Below are 26374 nucleotides of genomic sequence, written 5' to 3'. Positions count from 1 at the left end.
TTTTCAAAAAGTAGGCTTATGTATTTATTATCAATTGATTACAAATACCATTTACCTTTATTACCTTTTTAACAGTTACGAGTTACTTCGCCCTGCGAGCAGTTACAAGTTACAGGTTGTTAACTGTTGACTGATGACTGTTAACTGAAAAGTCGTTTCGCTCCATTTGCTAATATGCTAATTTACCAATTTGCTAATTGAATTGACATAATTAAAATAACCATGAACAAGACATCTGTACTTCTGACAATTACACTTTGCCTGTTAAGCATTTCGGCGATTGCACAGAAGCGTATTTTTATGATCGGTGACTCCACTATGGCCGATAAAGTTTTATTTAAAACAGTTACCGACAGCATATCGGGTGATTCCATATGTGAACCTTTTCCTGAAAAGGGATGGGGACAGCTTCTTCCGGCCTTTTTCAATGATAATGTTGAAATAAAGAATTATGCAAAAAACGGCCGTAGTTCGCGTTCTTTTATTGCCGAAGGCCTGTGGCGGCAAGTCATAGATAATATAAGTAAAGGAGATTATCTGATTATACAGTTCGGACATAATGATGCTTCTATAGAGAAGAAAGAACGTTATACGACTCCGGAGGAATATGTGAAAAACTTTACAATGTTTGTAGAAAAAGCCAAAGCGAAAGGAGCAAAACCGATCATCTGCACATCGGTGGTAAGACGAAGATTCGATAAGAGTGGAGCATTCCGGGATTCGCATGGTGAATATCTCGATTTGGCACGGGGTGTAGCCAAAAAGGAAAAGACACCGATGATAGATATGTATGAAAAGAGCAAAGCTTTAATCACCGGGCTAGGTGACGAAGGCTCCAAACCATTATTTCTGCATTTGAAGCCGGGAGAAAACAGGAATTTCCCGAAAGGGAACACCGATAATACACACTTCAACGAAAAAGGAGCTACAGCAATGGCAGCCTTGTTTGTAGAAGGGCTTAAAGAACAAAATATAAAGGATTTAGTTAAAGAGTTGAAATAATGAATATAACAAAGAAAACGATTATAGGCTTTTTGTTTTGTATTATACCATTCGGTATCTCGGCGCAAGACTATGTATCTAAGGTATGGGTATCTGACTTAGGAAACGGCAACTATAAGAATCCTGTCTTATATGCCGATTACTCCGACCCTGACGCCTGCCGTGTAGGGGATGATTATTATATGACTGCATCCAGTTTCAACTGTATACCGGGACTACCGATCCTGCATTCAAAAGATTTGGTAAACTGGACTATTATAGGCTATGCTATAAATAAGATGCCCAAAGATGCTTCGTTCGGAAAAGGCGTGAATCATGGAGGTAGTGTATGGGCTCCGGCTATCCGCTATCATAAAGGCGAATTTTATATTTACTACGGCGATCCCGATTTAGGGATATTTATGACTAAAGCCAAAGACCCTGCGGGAGAATGGGAACCATTAACATTAGTAAAAGAAGGTAAAGGATTAATCGACGCCTGCCCGCTATTCGATGATGACGGACAAGTATATCTGGCGCATGCCTATGCAGGAAGCCGCGCAGGAATAAAGAGCCTGCTGGCCGTTACCCGCCTGACACCCGACGGCAAAAAGGCAGTAGGTGAATCGAAGATAATATATGACGGACACGATATAGACCCCACAATAGAAGGCCCTAAGTTCTATAAAAGGAATGGCTATTATTATATATTCGCCCCTGCGGGAGGTGTTGCTACCGGATGGCAATTAGCCATGCGTTCGGGAAATATATTCGGCCCATATGAAAGAAAGGTAGTAATGGATCAGGGTAAAACTGTAATAAACGGACCGCATCAGGGTGCATGGATAGACACGAAAACAGGCGAAGACTGGTTTCTTCATTTTCAGGATGTAGGAGCATTCGGACGCGTTATGCATCTGCAACCGATGATATGGAAAAATGACTGGCCTGTAATTGGCGAAGATAAGGATGGCGACGGCTGCGGTAACCCGGTACTGACTTATAAAAAGCCAAATGTAGGACAAGCATATCCGGTTGCCACTCCTCCCGAGAGCGATGAGTTTAACTCAAACACACTAGGCTTGCAATGGCAATGGCATGCAAACCCTCAGTCATGGTGGTATTTCACCAATCAGGAAAAAGGCTGTCTTAGCCTGTATTCGGTTCCGGTAGCTAATGACTATAAGAGCCTGTGGGATGTGCCGAACCTGCTGTTGCAAAAAACACCAGCTCCTGCTTTTATTGCAACGGTGAAACTTACATTCAGGCCAGATGCACGCTTCTATGGCGAACGTACAGGATTGGTAGTAATGGGTATAGATTATGCCCTACTCTCTTTCGAAAACACAAAAGATGGATTCGTATTATCTCAGAATGAATGTATTAATGCTGAGAAAGGGAATAAAGAGATTGTCAATGAATCCATAACAATGAAAGAATCTACAATTTATCTGAGGGTGAAGGTTATAGCCGATGCTACCTGGATCTTTAGCTATAGTACGGACAACAAGAGATATACAGACTTAGGTAAAAGCTTTAAAGCAAAAGAAGGTAAATGGATTGGAGCAAAAATCGGTACATTCTGTACACGCCCTGTTCTAAAGAATGATGGAGGGCGTGTCGATATAGATTGGTTCAGGATTACTGAATAAATGTTCTTTAGTTCAGATTGTTTTTAGGTTTTATTGGGAGGTGGAGGCAACTACTACTCATTGCCTCTCCCTCCTTGTATAAATGGCTTTTAAAACTCTGATATCTCACTCAATTCGGTCTTGAATCCCTTTACATCCGATAATACATACGGCTCTACACCTTTGGCTACTTTAGCCCGGTAGTTAATCAAACGGCAACCATCCACATCTTTCATCCAAATGGAAGGACGGTAATCCGGCGTCATAAAATCGACCTGCACATTATTGAGTTCTATATTACGTGCATGACGGATAAAGAAGCCCGACGCAGGTATGGTTCCGAACATCCACGGCTCCGGATATAAGCTCTCATTTTCGGGAGGAGTAAGCTTCGCATCCTCCGCCGTGCCGCCACCCTTATATAATATGCGGATATCCGACAGAGTCACATCTTCGATATGATAATCAGGCACACCGCTAATAATAGAAGCATAGCGTGAATCGGCATTATAGACATTGACATTACTGATCGTTATCCTCGACATGCGCCCCATAGGAGTACCTTTCGGACTTCTCATTCGCGAGCCCAGACGAAGAAAGATAGGAGCGTTCACTATATCCCGCATTGTAATATTGCTGATAACGATATCCTCCAGAAAGCCTCCGTCCACCGTTTCGAGGGCAAGACCACGGCAACGTTCGAATACACAATTGGATATGCTGATATTCCTGAATCCCCCGCTCGACTCCGTGCCCAGCTTTATGCGTCCGGTTACATACCCCTGATCCGGGGCTTGTGGCTCATCCCGCCGGAATGTACCGTCTATTAGCGAACCCTTGTCGTATCCGCTTACATAGCAATTAGTTATGGTTATATTCTCCGTATCCCGGAAAAATCCTAAGCCATAGCTGCTTTTCAGTACGATAGCATCATCCCACGGTGAATTTACCGAACAATCCGATATACGGACATTGCGGCAGCAATCTATATCGAAGCCATCCCTGTTTGTATCCACTTTTACATTGTGGATGGTCATATTATCCACGCCTGTAGCCAATAGCGCAAAATGTCCGCAGTTGACCATCGTCACGTCTTTAAGGATTACATTGCGGCATAGTTTCAAGCTCAACGCCTTATTCCCCACTCCGGGCAGCCGGCTTTCTTCGCGGGTAAGCCCGCGTCCGTCTATCATACCCTGACCGCAAACTGTTATGTTCCCGAGTTCTATCCCCCATATCAGGCTATTCTTCCAATGACTATGGCCGAAATCCTGAAAGCGGTTATGTTCATTATCCTCTGCGAGATCATATCCTGATGCTTCTCCGGGATAAGCGGCCAATAATACAGACCCGGCATCCAGATAAAGCGTTATATTACTTTGCAGACGAACAGAATAACTCAGGTATGTACCTGCAGGAAAGAATATTGTTCCTCCCCCGTTCCTTGCGGCATCTTCAATAGCCCGGTTTATAGCCGGCGAATCTATTTGTATGCCATCACCCTTTGCCCCGTAATCTTTTACATTATAAAAAACGGATGCATTCAAATTCAAACAACTGAAAATCAACAATATAAAAAATACATATTTCATAACATTCATTCTAACGGCATTAAACGGAATGTCCGCAATTCGGAAGCATTCCCGTACATTGTATGATGTCTCGACAGATTCCAGAATCCATCTTTCTCTTTTCCCTGACTATTATCATAATCGATAACAGCCCAGCAAAGGCCGATCAGTTTATCCTCCCACAATTCGGAAGCGACCGAATGATCCGCTCCTTTGGGTGAAGCATAATCGAACGGAGTTATATAAAACTCAAGTATAAGCTTACCACTTTCGCCCTCTTTGAAATTATAGTTGTATGCATAACCGGAATAAGGCTTCTCCCTGAGCCACTGCTGCGGGCCCCAATACATGCACCAATCCCCATTTTTGGCCGGGGTGTATATATGATAATTCTGAGCATGCCGCCCGTGAAACAACAGCCAGGCATCTTCCTTACTTACATCCCGGAACGGATAAAACTTATCTATAAAGGGGCCACCCGACCGGTCGCCGTCTATTACAACTTCGAATATATCGACCATAAGATCGTCACGCGCAAAAGACCAGTAATCGTCATAAGCTTCGTAAAGGAAGTATAGCCTGTTCAGGCCTTTCACCCATCCTACTTTCACTTTTATGTCCAGATTCGTCTCATCAGGGCGGCTGTGCTTCCCTTCGTCCTCGGTCATAGATTCCATGCCTATAGTATAGCTATCGGGCACAATATCCCAGTCATCTGTGTTTCCGTCTATCCGTGGAATTCTGTCTGACGGGAAACAAAATACACTGAACACCGTATCGGTCTGCCCCCATAGAGGACTGATAGACATATATTGTATGAAGAGTATAAATACAGCAATACTCTTTTTCATATCATTCACTAATTATACCGGCCGTCTCTTTCCGGAAGAGTGCAGGTAACATATAATGGTTATAATCAGCCTTTTCGTTTTGCCGGTATATACAGAAGTACTCTTTCTGTCCGCTTTTCAGAGGCAAAACAGCCGCTAAAGCCGGAGCATCCGTCTTTTTCCCCGATTCGAAGAAAGAGAGTGGAGACTGTTGCATATAGGCATCCGACAAACGGATTTCGGAAGAAACCGGCATGACAGCATTGATCGTTTTCAGTTTCATACTCTGCCCGTAATACAAAGTAAAGGCTGTCCACTCCACACTGAACACATTATACTTACAGTAAACCGGCCTTAAACTACCATTACCTGTCTTTTCCAATACCTCTCCATAAGCTCCTCCGTACGACCAGAACAGGGAAATATCATCCGGTATTTTTACAGCGGAGACCTCTATGATAACTCCGTCCGAAGAACTCAACGCGACCGCATTTACAGTAATTTCTCCTCCTTTCAATACCGGATCGGAAAGCCTGTATGTCAATTGCCTGCCGGACTGCTTTACATTTTTTACTTTAAAATCTCCCAGCCATTTACTGCTCTGTCCTTGTACAATCCCGAACTTTAAATTTCCGGCCATTTCGGGTAAAAGGAAGGAAAATTCGGGATGTGCGGCGCCTTTTATTTTCGCCTCTTTATTTACTCCATTCAGGGTATAAGGAAAATCCGTTTCTATAGCCACAACACCTGACGGGAAATGAACATTTTCACTATTTTTGATTATAACAGGCTCCCGGTTCTTCGCTTTTATATTTATATTGTCAAATTTCCAGTCTCTTGCATATCTGACATCGCCTATCCTGTCTACATTGGCATCTATATCACTGAAGTTGAAATTCTTCATCAGAGAAGTTTCACTCCCTTCCACACTCATAAACGTTTTCGAATTCCGTACCTTAAAACCGGATAGATATATATTATTGAAGTAGGGCATCCCTTTGTCCGGTTCCACTTCTTCAAGCATTTTCGCCCAATGTTCAGGTATTTCTTTGTCCGTATATTCTTTGGGCAGGGATGAATAGCTATATGATGGGTTCCAGTTCATTGTCGCTTCAAACACCGTTCTCACATTATCCATTTCTACATTCTTTATATAGATATGTTCAGTAGTGCCACCCCTGTTCATCGCTGATTTAAGGCGGATACCTACCGTTGTTCCCTTCGCTTTCAACCCTTCGGCAAGCACATGACGGATACCGCCCGAAGTCTCACTGCCGCATGTCAGCAAGCCGCCACCTGCACGCGATATACAATTGCGTATCACGATATATTCGGTAGGACGGTTTACCCGTAGACCATCGGCATCACGCCCCGATTTGAGACAAAAATTATCATCATTACAATCTATATCGCAGTTTTCTACTAATATATAGGATGATGAATCTATATCCACCCCATCCGTACTCGGCCCATGCCCTCCCACGTTGTTTTGGATAATAACCCCGTCTACAGTGCAATAAGACGAATAGAGAATCTGTATAGTCCAGAATCCCGCCTGACGAAAAGTAAGTCCCTTTACCGTTACATCCGACGATTCGGAAACCAAAAGTGTACGCGGGCGTTTACAATCGTAATCCACAATCCACCTTAACCCCTTAGCTTCGTAATCCTTGCGCATCGCCCAGTAGGAAGCCCAAAATACTTTACCTTGTGCATGTACCACACCTTCTCCGCTCACCATCACGTTTTTTTGTCCCAGAATATTTATTAACGCCGATGGCCACTGCATCTCTATCCCCGCAACCCGTGTATTCATCTCGGGATAATCTTTCAGATCGGTACTGCCGAGTAGAGTGGTACGCTTAGGAATAATAAAATGAACTCCTTCTTTCAGATAAACAGAGCCTGTAAGATATTTTCCCGGAGAAAAGGTAACAGTTCCGCCACCATTTCCGGCACATTCGTCGATGGCCTTCTGAATAGCTTTTGTATTCATTGCAATACCATCGCCCACCGCACCATAGTCGGTTACATTATACGACCTGTTATTTTTCGGTAAATTTCTCGCACCCGTTTTCCCTACCCAGTTCAATTCGGGGATACGGCTCGCATAAGTCATGCAAGTCACATATAAACAGATTATTAAAATGAAAAAACGAATACTATTTATCATAATTATATTTATTAGCCCCCTAGCCCCCATAGGGGGAACTTTTAATACAGCTGTATTCTCTTTGTGGCTTCCCAAAAGGAGCAGCGCTAAAAAGGTAACACATGTAACAACTTTTACAGTGAACAGTTAACAGTCAACAACTCGTAGGATGTAAAAAACCTTTGCGCCTTTGGTCTTTGCGTGAAACAAAATAAACAGGCTGCCTTTTCCGTAACTTGTACCCTGCTGGCGCGGACTTCCAGTCCGTGTCTTGTTGACAGGGCAAAAATGTTTGCTATGCAATACACAGACGGGACGTCTGCCCGAGCGAGGTGTTTACTCGTAATTCGTAACTTGTAACTGTTAAAAGGTAACAAAGGTAACACATATTACATATTTTAAAACCTGTAACATTTCACTCATTATCAACACTTTGACAACACTGTATAGATAAAATTGTTACTTTCCGATCACATTATTTCTTCCGGCTCTGAGACTTTGCCAGTTTCATCATTTCTATACCCGTATCGATGATAAGCCCCAGCCCATGCTTTTCGTTCTCGCCTACCGGACGGTTGTAATAGAAAGGCAAATCGTCGGTGATTCCCGTACCGACACATACATTCCTGAAATGCCCGTCTGCTGTTATCTGCTTTTCTTTCAAGGCCTTCCATGCAATCTGGGCTATAGCGGTATAAGCCGGATCTATCCATTTATTGTTCACAGCCTTAGCAATGCCATAAATATACATGGCTGTAACAGATGACTCGTCATACGATTCAGGCTTATCCAGCAACTGATTCCACATGCCATTTGCATTCTGGTACCGGGATGCACCGACAATCTGTTTTTCAAGCAGGGCTATAAGTTCCCCACGCCTCGGGTGAGTCTCCGGCATTACATCCAGAAGCATCACTAAGGAGACAGTTATCCAACCGTTCGCCCGTCCCCAGAATGCCACACCATTGCGTTTCATATCAGTATAATAGCAATGGTAAAACAGTTGCTTTTCGGGGCACCACAGGTAACCGGCAATATTGATAATCTGGCGTGCTGCCTCATCATAGTATTTCGCTTCCCCTGTCATCTTTGCCATTTGCGACAAAAAGGAGACACTCATATAAACGTCGTCGGCCCAGACCGTCATCTCACGGGGAAATGTCCGGCAAAGCGTACCGTCCGATAAGCGTACCTGCCCATTCATTATATGATCGGCTGCCGTTTCTATATATGTCTTATATTCCGCTCTCTTATCCAGCATATATACATCAATCACCGCCGCGCCCATTGCCCCGCAATCATCCAGTTCCTTTGTATTCCATAATTGTCCGAAAGGCCAGTGCCAATGTTTCCGGTCATTACGGAATGTATTTTTGAAATACCCGTAATTGGCAAAGCCAAAAGCGACATGATTTTTCGCATAGTCCGTATATTTCGGCTCATTGAGGTATTCACCCAGATGCATCATACTCATATCCAGCACTCCATTGGAATAATGCCACTCTGTAAGCGGACTTTTAAACCTGACGTCTTCACCTTTTGGTATCTCCTTTGTACTGTTGTATGTAACTCCGGTGGTGACTCCTACAAACTGTGTCACAGGTTGTTTCAATATATTGTCGGCGACAGCCCTTATACATTCTTCATCGGTACGTTGTTGTCCGAATACCGGGATTGATAATAAAGAGAATACTCCGAGAATGATTGATGCAGTTCGTTTCATATAATTATAAAAGTTTTTATTTCAAGATTTTATGTATCTGTCAATTTTATTCTATTCCATATCAGTTACCGTCCGGTTTTACCATCGAGGAGAATGGAGTGGCCGGAATATCGAATTTATCAGGGTCATCGGGATGAGCCGGATCGAAAGGCCTGACATCTTTTCTGATGTATTTTTTTACAGGCAGGTTATTATCGATCATGCCTTTTAGTATGCACCTGGCTATTTCGGTTCCTCCATAAGGATTGAAATGTGTATTATCAGCCAGCGGTTCTTTCTGATTCGGGAAAGTACCTGCGGGATAATAGACAAAAGCTCGTTTTGAACCTTCCACACCCCAAGCTTCATATAATGTCGCACTCATATTATTGAGGTCGATGAGTGTAATATTTTCTTCTTTTGCCAATTGCCTTACAGCGTCGGGATAATCGCCATGCGTATTTTTCACTTTCCCGTTATCATCAAAGAAGCGGCGGTGCATAGATGTTACCAATACGGGAATCGCTCCTTTTTCGCGGGTTTTACTAGCAAGATATTTCAAATCGCTTTTATAACTTGTATAGGGGCCTTTCCCCTCTCCTTTCTGTTTCTGGTCGTTATGCCCGAACTCGATGAACAGGTAATCGCCTTTTCTCATTTTAGAAAGGAGTTTGGCAAATCTTTTTGAGGCAACGAATGTATTGGCCGCTTCACCCGATTCTGCATAATTGGCTATCGCAATATCAGAGGTAAAGAATCCCGGGAAAATCTGCCCCCAACCGCACCACGGCTCTTCGGCTTCATCCACCACCGTAGAATTTCCTGCAAGGAATATGGTCGGAATATTATCAGCCTTTTCTATTTCTATCTTTGCTACTGCCGGATTCTTCCCGTTAAACTCCAACGTAAGTTTATCGTCCCAAATAAGTTTTCCTGTTTCACGCTTCTTTATCCGCACCGAATCCGTATCTCCGATTTTTGTATTACGAATATTCACGGCAAAAGTATGAGCCGAATATTTACCCTTTGAGGTTTTGATATTGGCAAGCATCAGCCTGCGCGACTCGGCTTTCACGGTTGTGTTGCTTTCACCTTTATTGCTGCCTAATACAACCGTTACTTTATAATTGCCTTCGGGTACATCTACGGAAAAGAAAAATGGATTCCCGTCTATCGGATTTGTATTCAAATCATAACCGTATACCGGGTTTTCACCATAGATAGTATTCGACGGCACAGATGTATAACCTTTTACAGGCTTATCCGTAAAGTTGAATCTATAAGCCGTCTGCTGTCCGAGGACAGTCATCGAACTTAAAAGAAGCAGAAAGATGTAACAGGTTTTTCTCATTTGATATACTGTTTAATCCATATGAAAAACTTCCTGCAACGGAATGGATACGGGCGAGTTATCCGGATTCGTATCCATAATATCAGCCATATAAGCCCACCATTTCTGCACAATCGGATTACCGCCTAAGTCCTGAGAGGAACTATCACCATCAATAACCTGATAACCAAACAATAGATTCGTTTCCTTATCCCAGAAAATCGTATAATCGGATACACCCGTATCTTTGAGTAATTGCTTCAGTTCCGGCCAGATAGCGTTGTGTCTTTTCTCATACTCTGCTTCGAACCCCGGTTTCAAATACATTTTAAAAGCTTGTCTTTTCATGATATGTTATTATTTCAATATATACTGGTTCAAAGAAAAACCATTCAGACTTTGTAAGCCTTCTATTACCGACTGCCCGTTTATGATAGCCCCGTCGTATGTTGTATGCACACTGTCAACGAACAGTTGCTTTCCTTTTTCTTCACCCATGGCATCGCATTTATCAGCCGTGCGATCATTGAGGTCGATAAATTCCACGCCTTCCTGCCGGGCCACTTCTTTTGCCCATTTGGTATATGTTTCGGTCATACGGTTCATTTTTCCGTTTGTCCATCTGTTGCCGGGTGTAGGAGACAGCACAACCGGTATGGCTCCGACCGCTTTCGCCTGACGGATATAGATACGCAGATAGTGACCAAAAGTGAACACTTCTTCGGGGCCTCCGTTACGTTCCATTATTACCACCTGAGACTCATCCCCCGTACCATTGAGTGAAGCACGCGCACGCCCTGTATTCAGAGGGCCGCCATCGTTATGTCCGAACTGTATAAACAGATAATCGCCTTTGCGGATACCCGGCAATACCTTATTCCAGAGATCTTCGGTAAAGAATGTCCGGCTACTGCGTCCGCCTAATGCATGATTTTCTACTGATATACGTGTTGTATCGAAAAATTGCTGAAAGAAGCTTCCCCAGCCCCACTGACCGCCATCACCTTTCCCCCGGCCATTCTTTACGGTAGAGTCGCCGATAAGGAATATCACCGGTGCTTTATCGTTTACCCGTGAGCTGCCTGAGGCGACCGCATCGGGACGTGTAGTGTCCTCTATCCCGAATATAGGGGACTTGGTTGTCTGCGGAGAAGTATAATATTGTATGGCACTGTCATTCATGCGCGGGTAGAATTTTTTCAACAGGTTTATCATTTCCGCTCCTGCCAGTAATACAGGCCCGTAACCATGCGCCGCATATACATTCACCGGACGGTAGTAATAGAATGCCGGATCAAATGCCATGCCTGTACCTACACAAGTACCTTCTACCTCTCCGGCATTGTTTATCTTGGTAGAAACCGCGTTCCAGCCCAGTTGCGCCACCGGACCGTAAGCCAGAGGATCTATCCAGCCTTTGTTTATGGCACGGGCGATACAATATACATATATCGCTGTAGCCGAAGTCTCCGGATACGAATCGTTTCTGTCCAGCAACTGATGCCAGAATCCTTCTCCCGACTGATACGAAGCTATTCCTTTGATATGCGCACGCAGTTGTTCCAGTATGCGTTGCCGTTCAGGATGGTTTTCGGGTAATACATCCAGTACTTCAGTCATAGTCAGCACAGCCCATCCGTTGGCACGTCCCCAGAAAAACGCAGGATGGTCTGCCATAGACTCTACCCAGCCATGCATATACAATCCTTTTTCTTTCACAAACATACGTTCCGAGAATTGTTTGATTTGCTTCACCGCTTCATTATAATATTTGGCGTCCCCTGTCAGTTTTCCCATTTGTACTATCGCAGGGATACTCATATACATGTCGTCGAGCCAGAGCGTGTTCATTTGCGGGCGCTTACGGGCAAATGTGCCGTCGCTCAGGCGGTATTCCTTATACATGATGTAGTTCATATAGTTGTCTATAATGCTTCTCAGCTCATAGTCAGGTTTGTCCGGTTGCAGCTTTATCATCGCGGCACACATAGCGCCTGCGTCATCGAGCGCATGAGGAGTAAGCATCTGTTTCATCTGCGGGTCGATAACCCCGTAATCGTTCATCAGTCTTTTGAAATGAGGAGCGGCATCCGACAATAATCTGAATCTGTCGTCCACATACTTATAATATGCCTTATCACCGGTAGCCTTCGCCACTTCAAGCATTCCGGAATAGGTTACCCCCCATTCATAACTCGCAAGGCGGAAATTACCCCGTTCCAGAATCGCATTTTTGTCCACTTTGGATAAGTCGGTAATTGCCTTATGGCTATCTTTATCTACAACCCGTGCCGGAGTAGCTTCATCCAGATATTTCAGGACCCTGTCCAAGGATGCTTTTATATCCTTTTCGGTCAGTTCCCTGTATGGAGTATTATAATCGGGAGTTAAAAGATGTAATGGCGTATTGAAATCATTTACTTTCTCCTGCTTCTTTTGAGCAAATAAAATGAAACAATTAAATAATAATACGCCCAATATAAATATGTTCTTTTTCATGAGATTTTTTATTACAAATAAAGCTTTTTCCACAGATAGAGAGTATGTAAAATCATTCAAATAGATAGAAATATGGTTCTATTCCTACTTATTTACCGCTTGATCTATATTTACGATCATCAAACTTAACTTCTTCCCATCGGTAAGATAACCGGACTGAATCAATATCCGGGTATTATCCGGACTGAACGACGGATGTGTATGATCCGGCTTCATCCGGTGATTTGCAGTCAACAACTTCCGTTCTCCGGTCATACTGTTTATAAGATAGACTTCCCCTTCGAAATTATCCGATGTTCCCCACTTTCCATCCGAAGTACCTCCGCAATGCCAGAATCCTGAACCGTAATCGAGTTGTCCGAGCAGCTGAACTTCATCAGTTCTCACATTAATGCGGAATAATCCTGTCGGTCTTTTCCGCAAACGGGGTAAATGTCCCATCACATTAAAATATACATGATCCCTGTCTACCCATGTTTCGTGTGTTACCCAATCGTCAGCATCTTCTACAAACAGGGGACGGTTACCCGAGCCATCCGCTTTTGTAATCCACATGCGCTGCGGAGCATCACCCCCTGTTTCCTGACAATATAATATCTCGCCCGCAAGGAAGGGGTTAGCTTGTACATGTCCCATTGTGAAAGGTACATCTACGACAGTAGATATATCACCTGTTTTCAGGTCAATAGCCCTTATACCAGAAGGTACCTGTGCTATACGGAACTCATTATCATCTTCTGCTTTTTCTACTTTTGCACCAATAAGCCGCACACCGACATATGCTTTCGTTTCACCGGCATCGAGTGTAAAACCACCAGACTCCGCCAGATGGGAAGGCAATACTGCAATAGCACGCTCGTAGGCTTCTTTTTGCTTTACCGTATTTCTGTAACTATCATTAAGTAATGAATCGAGATTTAACTCTATCAGTGTTTTTACATTATTCCCTGTTCTGAAATAATATAATTTATTGGAAAGGCGCGCCACATTCAGACTGCCTGTACCTGTACCCTCACCATCTGTCAACTGGATAATCTCCCCGGTCGCCTCCGATACGGCAAATGCCTGTGAATGCTTATCTGCCGAACGGTCGGAAGACCTGAAAACGATATACCTCCCATCCGAAGTCCATTGCGGATGCGTCGGATACAATTTGGCATCGCTATACGTACCGTTTGTAAGTGCCGTTATTGTATATCCGGTACGGGTATCTACCATCACAAATTTCTCAGAAGGAAAACGCTTGCCGATATCCGAAGCCCGGGTAAAAAGTGACAGGCAAAGGAGTACTATTAAGATTGTAGTATATCTATTCATCAATTAAATGTTATATAAACATAGTCCTTAAACTCGCATCCGCGATAAGTCACAGTCAGTTCAACTTTTGTTTTCTTACCTACAGGGATATCTTTTGTTGTTATTTTTCTTATTCTCTCGTTTCCTCCTACCGACCAGCTATATGTGTCATAATCCATTCCTGCATTGAGTTCTATATAATCTTTATCTACAACAATGTCCTTTACGGGAAAACATTTGCCCAAATCGGCTCCGAAATAAAACCCGGGTTGAGTAGGCTGGTTATAAGCCACATTCTGAGTGGCGATACTAATTCTGTAAACAGGGTCTTCGAGAAACGTATGAAACCTGTAATCAGTATCATGTGTAGATACATACAATCTCAGGTTCTTATTGTCTTTTGTCCTGAAAAGCACCTCTTCGCGCCAATCGCCGATAATATCGCCTTGCAGGCACGGAGTAGCTTTCGTCCCATTGTTGGAAAGGCATTCATCGGCAGAGAAAATGACCTTAGAGATCTTGTTTTTATAATCGTACTTTGTAATACTTACTTTATCCAACAACTCTCTCAGCAGATCTCCATCCCACCAGCAAGCCATATTTACCGATACATCCTTTATAGAAGGATTAATGCATTGTCCGTCCACATTGTAAATACCGTTGCTGAAATGCGACCACATCTCCACTCCGGTATGCTCAGGGTCAATATCGGCAGCCATACAGCGCCCTACATCCTCTGAAGATTTTATCTGAAAAAGGACTTCCCCCGTTGCAGCATCACGGTAACTGGAACCATCGCGCCTGTTTTCGTGGCAATCCCAAACCTGCAGTCCTTTTCTGCGGGGATCGAACACAGTCATATGCATCGCATCGCCATGCCCCATCTGTGTGCTATACAGGCCTTTCCCATCATGGTCTATTGCACACGAACCATATATAATCTCATCGCATCCGTCCCCGTCCACATCTCCTACCCTGAGGTTGTGATTGCCTTGTCCGGCATATTTCCCGTTTCCGGGCTGATCGGAGTCAAACACCCAGCGGTTTGTCAGCTTGCCCTTTCGCCAGTCAAAGGCGGCGAGCACTGTGCGTGTATAATATCCACGACACATAACCACACTCGGGTACTCCCCGTCGAGATAAGCGACACAAGCAAGGAAACGGTCTACCCGATTGCCTCTGGTATCGCCCCATACGCTTACATCACCTCTCTGAGGAATATAATCGATTGTAGACATTGCTTCGCCGGTCTGTCCATTGAAGACTGTAAGATATTCAGGCCCTTCTATTATAAACCCGTATTTATTCCGGTAGTCGGCATCAGCCTTACCTATGATATTTCCTTTTCCGTCGACAGTCCCGTCTGCTGTTTTCATAACAATCTCGGCTTTGCCGTCATTGTCCAGATCGTAGACCATAAATTGTGTATAATGCGCACCTGCACGGATATTCCGTCCGAGGTCTATACGCCATAATTTTTCACCGCTCAATTTGTAGCAGTCTATATATACATTTCCGGTATAACCGTTATGTGAGTTGTCATGGGCATTTGAAGGGTCCCATTTCAATATAACTTCATATTCTCCGTCGCCATCGACATCTCCTACCGAAGCATCATTGGGTGCATAGGTATATGTTTGTCCGTCGGGGGTCGCACCCGACGAAGGTATGTCCAATGGAATATTTAAGCAGCCAGCAGGTGCATTAGCCGGTAATGTGTAAGATTGTCCGTCAGCTTCCTTCCCTTTTAGTATTTGTTTCAACTGGTAAGTAAGGGCAACATCCGATTGTATCTTGTCCTCAAAGTATGTTTTTCCCGAAACAGGCTCTGCATTTATCTTTTTCCCGTTTCTGTATATATTAAAAGAAGCGTCTGAAGCATCCGATGAAAGATAACGCCAGCTTATAGAATTTGTATTGCTATTCTTCTTTACTACCACGAGTCCTCTCCCTAACTTCTCCCTTTTGAGCCTAGAATAGTCATAATTGGGTTGGGAGATAATATGTGTGGTAATAAGTAATAATAGGGAAAGTAATAGGTTGTACTTCATACTACTGAATTTTTATTTTATAAATGAGGGTGTGTCAAAAGGGGCACAGTACGATCAATGTGCTACCCTCTTTGTCATCCTGAGTGTAACGAAGGATCTCGATCCTGAGAAACGAGATGTTTCACTCCGTTCAACATGACAAAAAGAAAGTGAAAAATACTTTTGACACACCCTCATTTAAAGATATCCTTAGAAAACAGGCAGATTAATTACCATTCAGGATTTTGCATGGCCTGCTTTTCTCCTGCGGATAAAGATTGTCCGTTTTTAGTTACTGCATCGAGGAAAGTTTGTGGCAATGGACGGAGGTAGTGCTTACTTGCCTTAAAAGCCGAACCTGTAACAACCGAACCGTCATTAAATGCGTTAAACCGTTTTTCAAGCTGTTTGCTACGAGCCAGGTCAGGCCAACGGTGTAATTCACCCATCAATTCACGAGAACGTTCATTCATGATAAAGATCATAAACTTCTCGGCATCTGAACTTGCATTGAGAACATCATAAAATTCTTTTGTGGAATTAAATATATCACTTACCGACGTAAACTGCATTACACTCTTTGTAGAAGCTGTCGTCTCTGGCATATTATTGTTAGATTCGTAATATGTATTTGTTTCCGAATACACTGCAAATCCGGTACCACTCCCGTGTCCGGCGGAATTCTTCTTATAAGCCTGTCCACCATCGATATTTTTACTACGCACTTCCCCATCAGCATATCCGGCTCTCTCACGTAGCTTATTGATATACGGAAGAGCTTCACTGTATTTACCCTGACGGCCATAAGCTTCCGCAACCATCAGATAATCCTCTGCCGAACGGGCCAGTATGCCATCGCGGCATCCGAACTGATCTGCGACTGTAGTACGCGAACCATCACGGAATTTACTTAACGCAACATAACGTGATTTAGTCGCATATGTACCACTGTTACCATGATTCCCGATATATGATTTTTGCTCTCCTTCAAAATAACGGACAAATGTGTGAGGCGCAACAGGATAAAGCTTATTTACCGAATATCTTGTATCACCTGCATCATTCACAATGTAGCGCACAGCTTCTGCTCCTCCTGCAAACTTCTGTTTGTAAGTTGCTTTTCCGGTTTTAGGATCAATACTTTCTATCAAAGACGCATCCGGAATAAAAACTACTTGATTATTAACCTTAACTGTGTCCCATCGAGGAGCGCCTGTTGGATTATTGCAACGATAAGTGGTTATATAGCTTTTCCAAAAACGGGAATCATTTACCCTATCATATACATCAAGGGCATATTCGGTTGTACGTAAACGGGAAAACTCACGGTCACCCGAAATATCCCTCTTCAATCCCGCAAGATTCTGATAAAGAGATGGATAATATAAATGGACCTGATTACCATAACGACCTTTGGATGTGGCATCATTTGAAAACTGGGCGGCTAATACAACTTCCGTTACTTTTTCATTTGCACCGTTAGGTTCCTGATAATTCCACAAATCAACAAAATCATTACATAAAGGACGAGCGGTAATAACCTCCTTAGAAAATTTTATAACATCGTCTAAGTCCTGAGTTTTATAACTACTATTCCATGAATCATTCATTTCACTCGCGCGGAATAAACATGCTTTGGCTATAAAATGAGCTGCCGCCCATTTTGTTAAACGGCCTGTCTCGCTTACGCTGGCCGGGAGTAAATTATAGGCTTCTTTTAAGTCTGATATTACAAGATTGTATGTATCTTCAATACTACCACGTTCAAAATCAGTTTTTGCACCTATAACAGGTTCCTTTACTAAAGGTACTCCTCCGAATTGACAAACCAAACGGAAATAATTGAATCCTCTCATAAAATACCCTTCTCCCAAACGGGTATTATAATTAGCATTACCCGAATCATAATAGAGAGGAACATTCTTTATTAATATATTAGCTGAAGATATGCCGGAATACATATTGTCCCATAGTTCGGGCATTCCGGTACCCCTGCTAGGGTCAAAAGCCGATGTATAACTATTGTAAGGTTCCTGAATCCCGTCATTTGCCACAGCCATCTCGTCCGTCCCGTATTGCCACAAGGTATAGACCCATTCATAGTTGAAATGAAACTCAAGATTTTGATAGAGGCCGATAGAAAGTTTGTCGAGGCCTTCCTGTGTTTCGAAAGACTGCGTACTTTCTGTTGTTATCAATTTCTCATTGAGAAAATCAGCGCTACAAGACGAAAGGCCAAATATTGAGGATGCAATTATCAGCCCCGTATATAATATTTTATATTTATTATTCATAATAAGCATTTATTAAAATCCGACATTAATACCAAAAACAAAACTACGGTTGAATGTAGACCCACCTAAGTCCGGATCGATAAAGTCTATCTTTGAATAAATAAGGCCCGGATTCATACATTGTGCATAAAGCTTAAGATTATTAATACCTAAAGATTTGGTTATTTTTGGAGAGAAATTGTATCCTAATGAGATATTTCTCAATTTGACGAACGAACCGTCGCGATAGCTCATAGTAGATTTTTTATCATCACCGTTTTCGCCTCCCACACCTGGAGCATAATATTCTGCATCTTCATTCACTCCTTCAATCCAGTAGTCAAGTTTACGCATAGCAAAACGGCCGGAAAGAGTTTCCTCTCCTGTACGAACGGTAAACCCAAAACGGCCGTATAAGAAGAACGATAGTTCCCAGTTTTTATAGGTAAATGTATTCAATAGGCCTCCGGACCAGTCAGGACGCGCTTTCCCTACAATTTGCCTGTCATTATTGGCTTCTATATTTCCGTCTCCATTAAGATCCCTGACTTTCAACTGCCCGGGTTCACGACCATATTTTGCAGCTTCTTCTTTTTCGCTGGTTTTCCACACACCGTCGTAGACATAGTCATAATACGAGCCTATAGACTCTCCGACAAACCATCCGTTGGCTATATCCTGAGTCTTTCCATCTGCCAACTCTGTAATCTTATTTTTATCAGCAGAGAACGTAACAGACGAAGTCCATCCAAAATCTTTTGTTTGTATATTAGTTGTATTTAAAGTGATATCAATCCCTTTATTTTCAGTCTTTCCTACATTTGCCCAGGTTCTCAAATAGCCGGTCAGAGAAGGTAAACTTTTTGTCATCAACAGGTCTGAGGTTTTCGATTTATATAAATCGATAGAGCCTCCTATACGTCCTTTCAGGAAAGAGAAGTCTAAACCCAGATTATATTGGGTAGTCTTTTCCCATCCCAATTCCGGATTTGCCATTACTACCGGATCTTTTGCAGAAGGGTCTGATGCGACCATACCATTTACCGTAACGTCTCCGAAATGGTAATAGTTAGGAGCAATAGCACCTTTTGTCGCATATGCATCAATTGCCGAGTTTCCTGTAATACCCACACCTAAACGAAGTTTAAGCAAGTTGATCCAACTCATCTCTTTCAGAAATTCTTCCTGCTCTGCTCTCCAACCCAAAGCTGCAGATGGAAAGAAATCCCATTTATGCCCCTCTGCCAATTGAGACGCTCCGTCCCAACGCCCGGAAGCCGTAAGAAGATATTTATCTGAAAATGCATAATTCATACGAACCATATATGATTGGAGAGATGTTTCTGTGAGATACGTTCCATAGCTTTGGATATCGCTTTTCGAAGCAATGTTATACCAGAGTTCCTGTGATGAATTAACATAGCTTCTCATATTTGAACCTTCCAGATGATAGGCTGATGCACTTTGCAATAAAGTAAGACCTAAATTATGCTTGCCAATAGTCTTGTCGTAATACAACAGATTGTCCAGAGTCCATGAGCGTTTGGTTTCAGTATTGTACTGAGCCAGATTTTTCCCATCCCCATTTATAGATTCAGCCGGATCGGCTATACCTGTACGACCATAACGGAAATCGGGTCCGAACTGGAAACGGTACCGCAGTCCGTCCAATACCTCTGCCATCTTTCCCATATTCAATTCGGCATAAAAACTACCGAAAGCACGAAGATTCTGCCGTTGATTGTTACAATATTCAGCCTCTCTTATCGGGTTGATGATATTTACGTCTCCTCCCGGATTTCGGATATATCCCCCATTATCATCATAAGGTACAGTCCAGGGTAGCATACCTTGCAAAGCAAAATAGAGATTGGATGCACCCGTTGTACTCTTGCGAAAGTTATAACCATACTCCTGGTCTCCCCATGTGACATTCATGCTACCCCCTAATTTGAACCAATCGTTCGCTTGCATATCCACACTCGTTTTTGCAGTATATCTTTGATAACGTTGTCCCGGTTGCGTGCCGTCCTGATTTAAATATCCAAAGGAGAAATAAGCCTGCATTTTATCAGAACCTCCGCTGGCACTAAGTGTATGCTCGTGAGTAAAAGCCGTTTGAAGACCTGCGTCTGTCCAATCATAAGTAGGGACAAGGCTCCCATCCCAAGAACCGCCGGCCCATCCTTTTTTGAATTGAGCCCATGCATAAGGATCTTGTCCATATACCTTTTCATCATTCTCCATCGAAATAGTTGTAGATCCATTATATGTGCCTGCTTTTATCTTTGCCGCACGGCTATAATCAATCCATTCCTGAGAATTCATCATTTCCAGTCGGTCATGCATATTTTCCACGGAAAAAGTTCCTGAATAATTTATTGAGACTTTACCAGTCTTACCTCTCTTCGTTGTAACAAGAATTACCCCATTGGCACCTCTTGACCCATAAATAGCTGCAGCCGAGGCATCTTTAAGAACATCCACCGACTCTATATCGCCCGGATTTAAATTTTCAATACCTAATCCCTGTAATGGAATACCATCCACTACATATAAAGGGCCATTAGTCGCATTGATAGAGCGTTCACCACGTACACGTATAGAACCTGCTTCTCCCGGACGTTCATTAGAAGTTATATCTACTCCGGCTAGCTTTCCCTGCATAGCTTGTAAAACATTTTGCACAGGCATAGCTTTCATTTCTTTCTCGCCGACTCTCACCATAGCTCCGGTCACATCACTTTTCTTCTGAACTCCATATCCAACGACGATTACTTCATCCAGCATCTGTGTATCTTCCTGAAGTACAATCTTAATATGTGTCTGTGATCCTACCGTAATATTCTGCTCAATATAGCCGATGAGCTTTATATTGAGTACATCCTGGGCGCTTGCCACAACAGAAAAATTTCCATCATGATCAGTCACCGTTCCTTTTGTTGATCCTTTTACTGTTATTACAGCTCCGATTACACTATCTCCCAGATCATCGACAACTGTACCGGTTACAGTCTTTGTCTGCGCAAAAACTAATGTCGACATAAAAATGAGAATCAATGTCAACATACCTCTGGCTCTTAAGAGCCGTTTTCCATGGTAATTCCTCATAAATATTAATTTAAAATGGTAATTGAGTTTCGTGTGTTTAAATTCTTTTCGCTTTAGATTCTAAAAATTCCAACACCAGGTTTTTCATATTTCGATTTACAGCAGCAAAACTAAGATTAACATATTTTCAGAAAAATGTATTTTTGTTCATAGTTATGGAAATTCATCATTGATATTCCAAAACATACAATACCATAAAAACACAAATTCCGAAAATTGTTTATAGGAAACGGTTACAAGCCAGACTTTCGCAGATTGCAATACAAAGGAACATGACATCTGTAAAATCGTTCAATCTTATAGATTTTTAGCCACCCGGCCCCGAATAAACATTAGTTTTCGTACTTTTGATAAGAGTTTCAAATATTGTTAGCCTTATGAACCTATTGAAATCTATAGTCTTCATTATTCTATTCATTATCTTACCTGTAAAATCATACCCGGCAAAGGACAACAATTTACAGTTCACACAAATCAGTACGAAAGACGGGCTGTCGCAAAATACTGTCCGGGCAATTCTCGAGGATAAAAAAGGTTTTATCTGGGCAGGGACTTTAGATGGCCTCAACAGGTACGATGGCTATAACCTTATTGCTTACAAACCTCAGCTTAACAATCCGAATTCACTGATAGACCATCGTATAAAAGACGTTTTTCAGGACAAGGACGGGTATTTGTGGATCAAGACATACAAGAATGAATTCAGCTGTTACAATCCGGTTTCCGATTCCTTTGTAAACTATCATTCACAGGGAAATAAAATTCACGAAAACAATGCATATTATATAAATTATTATGAAACTTCGGATGGTACTATCTGGTTGTGGGGAAATACCAACGGTTGCCTGCGAATACGCAAAACGGGAAGTGGGTTTTCCACAAAGTCATTTCTTACCGGGAAGACAACAGAGAATAAGAAAGACTGTAAATTTCTCTTCGAAGACTCCAGAGCTGCCATATGGGTTGGCGGCGAATCCGGCCTTTTCATGATATCGGGAGATAAGACAGATACTCTCTTTTACAATAAGCATTCTTTTACTAAAGCAATAGAGCTTAATAATAAAATATACTTCATTACCGAAAAGTCGGTTATCGTCGAATACGATATTAAACGAAAATCTTTTCAGGAGACGACCAATTCTTCACTTAATGACGTTTATACCGATGTGACCAGACTATCAGATAATGAACTATTGATAACAACAAAAGCGTCGGGACTTATTTCATATAATATAAGCACCGGACTTTTTGACAAACCTGTTTGGGCAAAAGATCCGCAACTCGCAGGTAGTATAGAGTTCATAATTGATAAGAATCAGGGTATCTGGATATATAATCACTCCGGTATAGTATGGTATTATAATCAAAACAGCCGGAAGGTAAAAAAGATGGAATTAATACCATCGGCTATTGCTCAGATCATCGACTTAGAGAGATATAATGTATTCATAGATTCTAAAGGTTTCATCTGGATTACGACATATGGGAATGGACTATTTTACTATAATTCTGAAACTGAGATTCTACAGAACTATAAGTATAGCGCCGACAAAAACAGTCCGGCATCGGATTATCTCCTGTCCATCACGGAAGACAGATATGGTAATATCTGGATTGGGAGCGAATATGCAGGTATCATTAAGGTTACCAAACCCAATTACGACATACAGATTGTCCGCCCTGAGATAGAGACTTCAATTGGGAAAAACAACAATGTACGCACAATATATGCCGACGCATTCGACAAAACATGGGTAGGCACAAAGAATGGCAGCTTATATGTATATGAAGACATCCTGGAAGCCGGGAGATGTATATATAAAGATATGAATCCTTATACTTTGACCGAAGACTCCAGAAAAAGAATGTGGGTAGGGACTAAAGGAAAAGGCTTATACATCATAGATCTGACCACATACAAAGAAATAGCTCACTATACGAATATAGAGACAGATACCAATTCACTCAGCTACAATACCATCTTCAATATATATAAAGACAATAAAAGCCGTATGTGGATAGGCACTTTCGGAGGAGGGATAAACCTTGCCGAAGATACACCCGGCGGTATTAAGTTCAAACGCTTCTTCTTCGACGACGGCAACCGTAGTTATATCCGGTATATATATCAGGATAGTAAAGGACGTATATGGGCGGGAAGTAGCGACGGCATCATTTTATTCAATCCGGAAGAGTTGATAAAGAATCCCAAAGCCTATAAAACGTACCGTATGAACCTGAATAAGAAAAACGGGATCAACTGTAATGATATAAAGACAATATTTGAAGACGAAGAAGGCATCATCTGGATAGGTACTGCCGGAGGCGGACTAAATAAGTTCGTTCCTGCTACCTCGGAAAATGATGAACATTTTATAGCTTATACTACGGCAAACGGTTTGTCCGGTGATTTTGTATCAGGTATCCAGGAAGACAAAGAACATAATCTGTGGATCAGCACAGAAAGTGGAATAACCAAGTTTAATAAGAATACAAACACATTCATAATCTATCAGTTTTCTGAGAAAACATACGGCAACCATTTCAATGAGAATGCAAATATCCATTACAAGAACGGCAATATGCTGTGGGGCAGCCTCGATGGATTAATCGTTTTCAATCCCGAATCGTTCGTGCCCGACCAAAATACCCCGCCAGTTACGTTAACGGACTTTTTCATTTATGATGTCAAGGTCGAGGCCGGAATAAAAGGCTCTCCCCTGAAACAATCGATAAGCTATTCCGATAGAATAAACCTAAGCTATAAGCAGAATACATTCACCATCGAATTCGCCTCCTTAGTATTAAAAGATCCGGCAAAGAACAGGTACGTCTATATGCTGGAAAACTATGACAAGCAATGGAGTGCAATAAGCCACTATAATACAGCTACCTACAAGAACCTTTCACCGGGGAAATATATATTCAAAGTAAGAGGGACAAACAGTGATGGGATATGGAATGAAGAAGTCACTCAAATTGAAATCATTATCGCACCCCCTTTCTGGAAATCATGGTATGCCTATATTATTTATGGCCTGTTAGCAGTACTCCTCTTATATATCGCGTTCAGACTTATCTATAAGTTTAATATGCTTAATAATAACGTAAAGTTAGAAAAAGAGCTGACAAACCATAAACTGCGTTTCTTTACCAATATATCCCACGAGTTCAGAACCCCGCTTACGCTGATCAGGGGGGCTGTAGAAAACCTGAATGAACAGACAGGAGTGTCTCCGCACGCGATGAAGCAGATAAACATTCTGGGTAGAAACTCCGTTATACTCACCCGGCTCATCGACCAGTTACTAGAATTCCGTAAACTACAGAACAATGTATTGACGCTCGATTTGGAAGATACCGATATCATTGAGTTCTCCAAAGACATATATTCCAATTTTCAGGAAGCCGCCAATCAGAAGAAAATAGAATACTCATTTATCAGCGATACCGGCTCATACAAGATGTTTATCGACCGCCGCAAGGTAGATAAGATACTCTATAACCTGTTATCAAACGCATTCAAGTTTACTCCTAACGGGGGGAAAATAGAACTTATGATTTCTATAGACCAGCAAAAGCAAGTATGCCTTTTCAAAGTGAAAGATAACGGTATAGGTGTCGACAAAGATAAGCAGCATATGCTGTTCAGCCGCTTCATGCAAATCAACTTTTCGTCGGCCGGAACCGGTGTAGGTCTGTCTCTGGTAAAAGAATTTGTCGATGTGCATAAAGGCAGAATCTGGTACGAGAACAATGAAGAACAAGGTTCCATATTCAATGTGGAGATATCTGTAAATAAGGAAACTTACAAAGGCGAAAATTTCATTACTCCTACTCATTCCGATATTGTCTCTAATGAAAACAAGAGCAAGATCCTGTATCCGTCAGATACTACCGAAAATATCCAATTACCGGATATAGACGATTCCACACTCTCCAATTACAAGATGCTGATAATCGATGACAACGATGATATCCGCAATTTCCTGATCGATGAATTCAGCAAATACTTTATGGTAGAAGTTGCCGAAGACGGACAAAAAGGGTTGCTGAAAGCAGTCGAAATAAACCCTGACCTTATCATCTGCGATGTGATGATGCCTGCCATGGATGGATTTGAAGTGACGCGGAGACTGAAAGAGGACTTTCAGACCTGCCATATTCCTATCATCCTGTTAACGGCACACTCGTCGATAGAGCATCAGCTGGAAGGCATTCAGAGCGGGGCGGATGCATACATAATGAAACCTTTCAGCCTTAAATACCTTGTTACCAGAGTATTTAAACTAATAGAACAACGGGAACAACTGAAAAAACGTTTCTCAAATGAGTATGTGCTCGACGGCAACCTGATCACATCTACAGACAAGGATAAGGAATTCTTCAACATGATAGATAAAATACTGGAAGAGCATCTTGCCGACACAGAGTTTTCTGTAGATAGGTTTGCCGAATTAGCCAGGCAAAGACGTACTATTTTCTACAAAAAGGTTAAAGGTATAACCGGATTTTCTCCCAACGAACTCATAAAGATAAAACGGTTGAAACGCGCGGCCGAACTGCTTTTACAGGGAGAACTCACTGTATCCGAAATATCTTACAAGGTAGGTTTTGACGATCCGTTCTATTTCAGCAAATGTTTCAAAGCCCAGTATAAATGTTCTCCGTCGAAATATGGTCAACCGATAAATCAGAAAGAGTAAATTTATAAATCCTAAAAGTTGACAAACTTGACACTTTTTACACTATTTTGTCTCTGTCACTTTCAGCCTAAAAGGAAACAGATATATCAGTAAACAGTTAGCAGTTAGCAGTCAACAGTCAATAACTCGTAAGATGTAAAACTTTGCGCCTTTGCGTGAAATCTTGTAACCCCTAACTGTTAAAGGTAATAAAGGTAAATGGCATTTGTAATCAATTGATAATAAATACATAAGCCTACTTTTTGAAAATGGCGAGTAACAA

At 42.1% G+C, this 26374-nt stretch carries 14 protein-coding genes and 1 pseudogene; 3 read left to right on the top strand and 12 right to left on the bottom strand.

The window, feature by feature from the left end:
- Nucleotides 1–222: 222 nt before the first annotated feature.
- On the top strand, nt 223–1002 hold the full coding sequence (locus tag ACFO6W_RS14795) for a rhamnogalacturonan acetylesterase (protein WP_379997741.1): 780 nt from the start codon (nt 223–225) through the stop codon (nt 1000–1002).
- The gene (locus ACFO6W_RS14790) at nt 1002–2633 is read left to right on the top strand and encodes a glycoside hydrolase family 43 protein (protein ID WP_379997739.1); all 1632 of its coding nucleotides are present in this window, start codon (nt 1002–1004) and stop codon (nt 2631–2633) included. Before ACFO6W_RS14795 ends, ACFO6W_RS14790 begins: the two co-directional genes overlap by 1 nt.
- Nucleotides 2634–2722: 89 nt before the next feature.
- On the opposite strand, the gene ACFO6W_RS14785 is transcribed toward ACFO6W_RS14790, so the two are convergent.
- The 12 genes and pseudogenes from ACFO6W_RS14785 to ACFO6W_RS14730 all read right to left on the bottom strand — a co-directional run bounded on the left by ACFO6W_RS14785 (nt 2723) and on the right by ACFO6W_RS14730 (nt 21406).
- The gene (locus tag ACFO6W_RS14785; protein ID WP_379997737.1) at nt 2723–4204 is read right to left on the bottom strand and encodes a rhamnogalacturonidase; all 1482 of its coding nucleotides are present in this window, start codon (nt 4202–4204) and stop codon (nt 2723–2725) included.
- Between the two features lie 5 nt (nt 4205–4209).
- Nucleotides 4210–5034: a hypothetical protein gene (locus ACFO6W_RS14780; RefSeq protein ID WP_379997735.1), complete on the bottom strand. Its 825-nt coding sequence runs from the start codon at nt 5032–5034 to the stop codon at nt 4210–4212.
- A 1-nt stretch (nt 5035) separates the two neighbouring features.
- Nucleotides 5036–7132, bottom strand: a complete 2097-nt coding sequence (locus ACFO6W_RS14775) for a DUF4450 domain-containing protein (RefSeq protein ID WP_379997733.1) — start codon at nt 7130–7132, stop codon at nt 5036–5038.
- Nucleotides 7133–7640: 508 nt separating this feature from the next.
- Nucleotides 7641–8888: a glycoside hydrolase family 88/105 protein gene (locus ACFO6W_RS14770; protein ID WP_379997731.1), complete on the bottom strand. Its 1248-nt coding sequence runs from the start codon at nt 8886–8888 to the stop codon at nt 7641–7643.
- A 61-nt stretch (nt 8889–8949) separates the two neighbouring features.
- Nucleotides 8950–10218: a rhamnogalacturonan acetylesterase gene (locus ACFO6W_RS14765; protein WP_379997729.1), complete on the bottom strand. Its 1269-nt coding sequence runs from the start codon at nt 10216–10218 to the stop codon at nt 8950–8952.
- 12 nt (nt 10219–10230) lie between these two features.
- The gene (gene rhaM / locus ACFO6W_RS14760) at nt 10231–10545 is read right to left on the bottom strand and encodes an L-rhamnose mutarotase (protein ID WP_379997727.1); all 315 of its coding nucleotides are present in this window, start codon (nt 10543–10545) and stop codon (nt 10231–10233) included.
- A gap of 9 nt (nt 10546–10554) precedes the next feature.
- Nucleotides 10555–11250: a rhamnogalacturonan acetylesterase gene (locus tag ACFO6W_RS14755; RefSeq protein ID WP_379997743.1), complete on the bottom strand. Its 696-nt coding sequence runs from the start codon at nt 11248–11250 to the stop codon at nt 10555–10557.
- A 57-nt stretch (nt 11251–11307) separates the two neighbouring features.
- A pseudogene (locus ACFO6W_RS14750) lies at nt 11308–12696 on the bottom strand (glycoside hydrolase family 88/105 protein); the annotation flags it as partial.
- Nucleotides 12697–12780: 84 nt separating this feature from the next.
- Nucleotides 12781–14013, bottom strand: a complete 1233-nt coding sequence (locus tag ACFO6W_RS14745) for an oligogalacturonate lyase family protein (RefSeq protein WP_379997725.1) — start codon at nt 14011–14013, stop codon at nt 12781–12783.
- Nucleotides 14013–16043, bottom strand: a complete 2031-nt coding sequence (locus tag ACFO6W_RS14740) for a rhamnogalacturonan lyase (RefSeq protein WP_379997723.1) — start codon at nt 16041–16043, stop codon at nt 14013–14015. Before ACFO6W_RS14740 ends, ACFO6W_RS14745 begins: the two co-directional genes overlap by 1 nt.
- A gap of 209 nt (nt 16044–16252) precedes the next feature.
- A complete protein-coding gene (locus tag ACFO6W_RS14735) occupies nt 16253–18316 on the bottom strand; it encodes a RagB/SusD family nutrient uptake outer membrane protein (protein ID WP_379997721.1) in 2064 nt (687 codons plus the stop codon).
- A 12-nt stretch (nt 18317–18328) separates the two neighbouring features.
- Nucleotides 18329–21406: a SusC/RagA family TonB-linked outer membrane protein gene (locus ACFO6W_RS14730; protein WP_379997719.1), complete on the bottom strand. Its 3078-nt coding sequence runs from the start codon at nt 21404–21406 to the stop codon at nt 18329–18331.
- A 377-nt stretch (nt 21407–21783) separates the two neighbouring features.
- Here ACFO6W_RS14730 and ACFO6W_RS14725 point away from each other — a divergent pair, with 377 nt between their 5' ends.
- Nucleotides 21784–26112, top strand: coding sequence for a hybrid sensor histidine kinase/response regulator transcription factor (locus ACFO6W_RS14725; protein ID WP_379997717.1), 4329 nt, complete (start codon nt 21784–21786; stop codon nt 26110–26112).
- Nucleotides 26113–26374 lie beyond the last annotated feature (262 nt).

Origin of the sequence: Dysgonomonas termitidis (genome assembly GCF_042654545.1) — a bacterium.
GTDB lineage: Bacteria > Bacteroidota > Bacteroidia > Bacteroidales > Dysgonomonadaceae > Dysgonomonas > Dysgonomonas termitidis.
Note: the sequence above shows the minus strand (reverse complement) of the source record. Positions and strands in the feature narration are given on the sequence as shown.